The following is a 4126-nucleotide window of genomic DNA, read 5'->3' as shown; positions in this document are numbered from 1 at the left end:
CCGCTGCCGCCGGCCGGTGCCACCAGCGGCTTCGTCCCGCCCGAGCGCGACGCCGGCGGCTATCGCACGCCCAATCGCGACCTGTCGTCGGAGGAGACGGTGTGGCACGTCCGGGCCGCGCTCAATGTCGCGGCGCTCGCGTGTCGCCGCAGCGAGGATGCGGCGATCCCGGCGGCCTACAACGCGCTGCTTGATGCGGAGCAGGTTCCGCTCGCGGCGGCGCTGATCGGCGCGCGGTCGCGCTATCGCGCGCGCTACGGCTCCCGCGCCGAGGCGGCCTATGACGACGACATGACCCGGCTATATAACTTCTTCGCCCAGCCGCCGGCGCATGAGGCGTTCTGCGCGGCGGCGGCGGTGCTGCTCGACGAGGCACGCGGGGTCACGCCCGACTCGTTTGCGGCCTTCGCCGCTCGCGCGCTGCCGCGGCTGGAGGCACCGTTCACCGGCTTCTTCGCCGCCTATGACGCGTATCGCAGCACGCTGGCGGCGTGGCGGGCGCAGCACGCTCCGGTCGTGCTTGCGACTGCCGCCCCGCCGATGATGGGCCTGCGCTTCGGCCCCGGCGAGCCCTGAGCCGACCCGCGTCCACCGCTCCTTAACCATTCTGCGCCATGCCGGCGACAGGGCGGGTTGGAGACGATGATGCGCGTTATTCACTGGCCGCTGCCGTTGCTGATCCTGGCACTCGCGGGCTGCGCCACTCACTCTGTGCCGGTCGTGGTGGCGGTTGCGCCGCCGCCGGTGGAGGTCGTGCCGGGTCCGCCGCTGCCGCCCGGCGCGACGCCGGGGATGCTGGTGCCGCAGCGGCTTGCCGACGGCAGCTTCCCGACACCCAACCAGGGCCGCACCGGTGCCGCCGCGATCTGGCACCTGCGCGCCGGGCTCAACGTCGCCGCGTTGTCGTGCCCGGGCAGCGAAGGCGCTGCGATCCGCGCCGGCTACAACGCCTGGCTGAAGCGCGCGAAGACGCCGCTGGCACGCGCCCAGGCCAGCTATGCGTCCCAGTATCGCGGTCAGCCGATCACCAGCGGCTATGATTATGCCATGACCCGGCTGTACAACTTCTACTCGCAAACGCCGGTGCGGCCCGCCTTCTGCACCGCCGCTGCCGGCATCGTTGCCGACCTGACGACGCTGACCCCTGCCGGCTTACCCGCCTTCAGCGAGATGCAGCTGGCGCTGCTCGACCAGCCCTTTGTCGATTTCTACACCGCCTATGCCGCCTGGCGCGACGGGCCTGCGCCGCGCACGGTGATCGCGACGGCGGCAGTGACCCCGCCGACGCCGTTCGCGCCGATGCCCGCGGCGACAAGGGTGCCGGCGCGGCGACCGGCGCTGACCCTCGATCTCTCCGCGTTGCCCGAGGACGCGACGGTTACCGCCAGCAACTAGCGGTCGCTGGCGGCTAGCGCGAACAGCGCCTCGACCGGGCGGTCGAGCGCCGCCGCCAGCTTGAGCGCCAGCACCGTCGAGGGGATGAACACACCATTCTCGACGGTGTTGATCGTCTTGCGGCTGACCCCGACCCGCTCCGCCAGCGCTGCCTGGGTCAGCCCCAGCCGCTCGCGTTCGGCCTTGAGCGTGTTGATCAGTTGCTCAGCCACGCGCCGCCCGCAGTTCCAGCGTCGCGAAGCTGACCAGCGACGCCACCATCGCTGCCGTCGCGATCACCCGCGCGGTGTCGAAGGAGGATACCACCGGCCCGTCGGCGGTGATGAACGCCATCGCCAGCGCCGCCGCAACGGTGGCCACCAGGCCGGCTGTGCTGGCGAGGCGGCGATGCTCGCGGGTCGACTCGTCGTCGAGCAGTTGCGCCACCGCGCTGCCGGGCTTTAGCCAGCGAGATATCGGCGGAATATAGAGGGTGGCCGTCAGGGTGACGCCCATCCACAGGCCTCGCACGAAATCGGCACCGGTGGGGCCGAAGCTCGCCAGCAGCAGCGATAGGATCAATGCCGCGATGAAGAGGCAGGCAAGGGCGCGCGCCCTGCCCATTCGCTCTGCTTGTTCGATTGCGCTTGCCATCATACCCTCCTGTAACCCACAGGTGACATGTAACCCATGGGTTACGCAGCTGTCAATGGGGTTTCCCCGCGACTCCGCGCCTGTTACCAGCCGCTGGCATGACGCCGGCCGGCCCCGACCTGCCTTCCCAAGGCCGCCTCGACGGGCCCGAGCACCGTTATCCGGTGCGCGTGTATTTCGAGGATACCGACGTGTCGGGCGTCGCCTATCACGCCAATTATCTCCGTTGGATGGAGCGGGCGCGCACCGAGATGTTGCGCTGTGCCGGCATCGATCATGGCGGCTCGATTGCGGGCGGCGAGGGCGGCTATGCGGTCGCCAGCGTCGCCATCCGCTATCGCGCGCCGGCGCGGCTCGACGACGCGCTGTTCGTCGACTCCCGGCTGATGGATGTACGCGCCGCCAGCATCGCCATTCAGCAAACGGTAAGGCGCGGCGCGGTTGTGCTGGCGGAGGCCGATCTGGTCGCGGCGTTCGTCGCGCCCGACGGCCGGCCGCGCCGCCAGCCACGCGCCTGGTGCGCGATCTATCAGCGGCTCCTGCCGCCCGATGCAGTAACGCGGGGCCACCGCCCCCAGGGAGACGCGTGACCCGATGACCCCCGTTCTCAATTACGACGCCGCCTCGCTGTCGCCGATCGCGCTGTTCCTCGCCGCCGATTGGGTGGTGAAGATCGTGATGATCGGCCTGCTCGCGGCCAGCGTCTGGACCTGGACGATCATCGTCGCGCTCTCGCTCAAGATCGGTCGCACCCGCCGCGGCATGAAGCGCTTCGAAGCGGAGTTCTGGCGCGCCGAGGACGTCGATGCCTTTCACAAGCGGGAGGCGGACAACCGGTTGCCGAGCGCCCGCGTCCTCGCCGCCGGCGTCGCCGAGTGGCGGCGCTCGACCGCGGCCGGCGGCATCGACAAGGCGGGCACCCGTGAGCGGCTGGCGACCACCATGGGGGCGAGCACGGCGGCGGAGATCGATGCTCTGTCGGACCGGCTCAACGTTCTCGCCACGGTCGGCTCGGTCGCGCCGTTCGTCGGGCTGTTCGGCACCGTCTGGGGGATCATGCGCAGCTTTGGCGGCATCGCCGCGGCGCAGAACACCTCGCTGGCGGTGGTCGCGCCCGGCATCGCGGAGGCGCTGTTCGCGACCGCCATCGGCCTGTTTGCTGCCATCCCCGCGGTGATCGCGTACAACCGCTTCAGCCACGGCATCAACCGGATCGAGGCGTCGCTGGGCCGCTTCGCCGACGGCTTCCACGCGATGCTGTCGCGCCAGCTCGACGGAAGCCGCTGAGGTGGCGGCCAGCCTACCGTCGCATGCCGCCCGCGGTCGCCGCGCGCCGATCGCCGACATCAACGTGACGCCGCTGGTCGACGTCATGCTGGTGCTGCTGATCATCTTCATGGTCACCGCGCCGCTGATGACGGCGGGTGTGCCGGTCAACCTGCCCAACAGCCGCGCCAAGGCGCTGGAGCAGGACAAGCAACCGGTGCAGCTGTCGATCGAGGCGAACGGCCTGATCCATCTGGGCGACGAGGAGGTGAGCGAAGCGACCTTGCCCGACCGCCTTCAGCATCTCGCCGCGACCGGTATCGGCGGGCAGCCGCCGCAGGTGTATCTGCGCGCCGACCGCAGCCTCGACTATGGCCGCGTCGCCAGGCTGCTGGGCGAGCTGGCCCACGCCGGGCTGACCCGCGTGGCCCTGGTGAGCGTGGAGGGCGGCGCGAGCCCGCGCTGATCATGGAGCGGGCGGAAAAAGCCGGGCTGGGGATTGCGCTGATCGGCCATGCGGCGCTGTTCGCGCTGCTGTCGCTGCGGCTGCTGACCCGGCCGCTGCCGGTGCCGCCGCCCGAGCAGGCGATCGAGGTGAGCCTTGCCCCCGACGTGGCGCTGCAACAGGCGTCGCCCGCGCCGACCCCGCCGGCCCCGTCGCAGGCCCCCGAGCAGGGTGCGCCGGCGGAGGAGCAGCCCGACGAACCGACGCCGCCGCCGCCGGAGCCCAAGCCTGCGCCGGCGAAGCCCCAGCCTGCCAAGGCTCAACCCGCCAAGGCTCAACCCGCCAAGCCCCAGCCCGCCAAGCACCGGTTCCGTCGGACGGAAGCTG

The 4126-nt window shown here is 71.1% G+C and carries 6 protein-coding genes and 2 pseudogenes; 6 read left to right on the top strand and 2 right to left on the bottom strand.

Translation table 11 applies throughout. The features are described 5' to 3' along the window. Together HUU96_RS12385 and HUU96_RS12380 are read left to right on the top strand one after the other, a co-directional pair. Nucleotides 1-576 (top strand): annotated as a pseudogene (locus tag HUU96_RS12385) (SPOR domain-containing protein); the annotation flags it as partial. Nucleotides 577-645: 69 nt separating this feature from the next. Further along, nucleotides 646-1395 carry a hypothetical protein gene (locus HUU96_RS12380; protein ID WP_254605212.1) on the top strand — a complete coding sequence of 250 codons (750 nt, stop codon included), beginning with the start codon at nucleotides 646-648 and terminating at the stop codon, nucleotides 1393-1395. Here the strand turns inward: HUU96_RS12380 and HUU96_RS12375 are convergent. Both HUU96_RS12375 and HUU96_RS12370 read right to left on the bottom strand, forming a co-directional pair. Next, nucleotides 1392-1607, bottom strand: a complete 216-nt coding sequence (locus HUU96_RS12375) for a helix-turn-helix transcriptional regulator (protein ID WP_174293078.1) — start codon at nucleotides 1605-1607, stop codon at nucleotides 1392-1394. The two genes, HUU96_RS12380 and HUU96_RS12375, sit on opposite strands and share 4 nt — an antisense overlap. Further along, the gene (locus tag HUU96_RS12370) at nucleotides 1600-2028 is read right to left on the bottom strand and encodes a hypothetical protein (protein ID WP_174293077.1); all 429 of its coding nucleotides are present in this window, start codon (nucleotides 2026-2028) and stop codon (nucleotides 1600-1602) included. Before HUU96_RS12370 ends, HUU96_RS12375 begins: the two co-directional genes overlap by 8 nt. 98 nt (nucleotides 2029-2126) lie before the next feature. On the opposite strand from HUU96_RS12370, the gene HUU96_RS12365 reads away from it, so the two are divergent. The 4 genes and pseudogenes from HUU96_RS12365 to HUU96_RS12350 form a co-directional block, all read left to right on the top strand. After that, complete coding sequence (locus tag HUU96_RS12365; RefSeq protein WP_174293076.1) at nucleotides 2127-2618, top strand: YbgC/FadM family acyl-CoA thioesterase; 492 nt, start codon at nucleotides 2127-2129, stop codon at nucleotides 2616-2618. Between the two features lie 4 nt (nucleotides 2619-2622). After that, entirely contained in the window at nucleotides 2623-3315 is a 693-nt protein-coding gene (gene tolQ / locus HUU96_RS12360; protein WP_174293075.1) for a protein TolQ, read from the top strand. 1 nt (nucleotide 3316) lies between these two features. Next, nucleotides 3317-3760 (top strand): ExbD/TolR family protein, encoded by a 444-nt coding sequence (locus HUU96_RS12355; RefSeq protein ID WP_174293074.1) that lies wholly within the window; start codon nucleotides 3317-3319, stop codon nucleotides 3758-3760. Nucleotides 3761-3762: 2 nt separating this feature from the next. Beyond that, a pseudogene (locus HUU96_RS12350) lies at nucleotides 3763-4126 on the top strand (hypothetical protein); the annotation flags it as partial.

The sequence above is a fragment of the Sphingomonas bacterium genome (assembly GCF_903644135.1).
Classification (GTDB): domain Bacteria; phylum Pseudomonadota; class Alphaproteobacteria; order Sphingomonadales; family Sphingomonadaceae; genus Sphingomonas.
The sequence above is the reverse complement of the archived record's forward strand: the minus strand, read 5'-3'. Positions and strand labels throughout refer to the sequence as shown.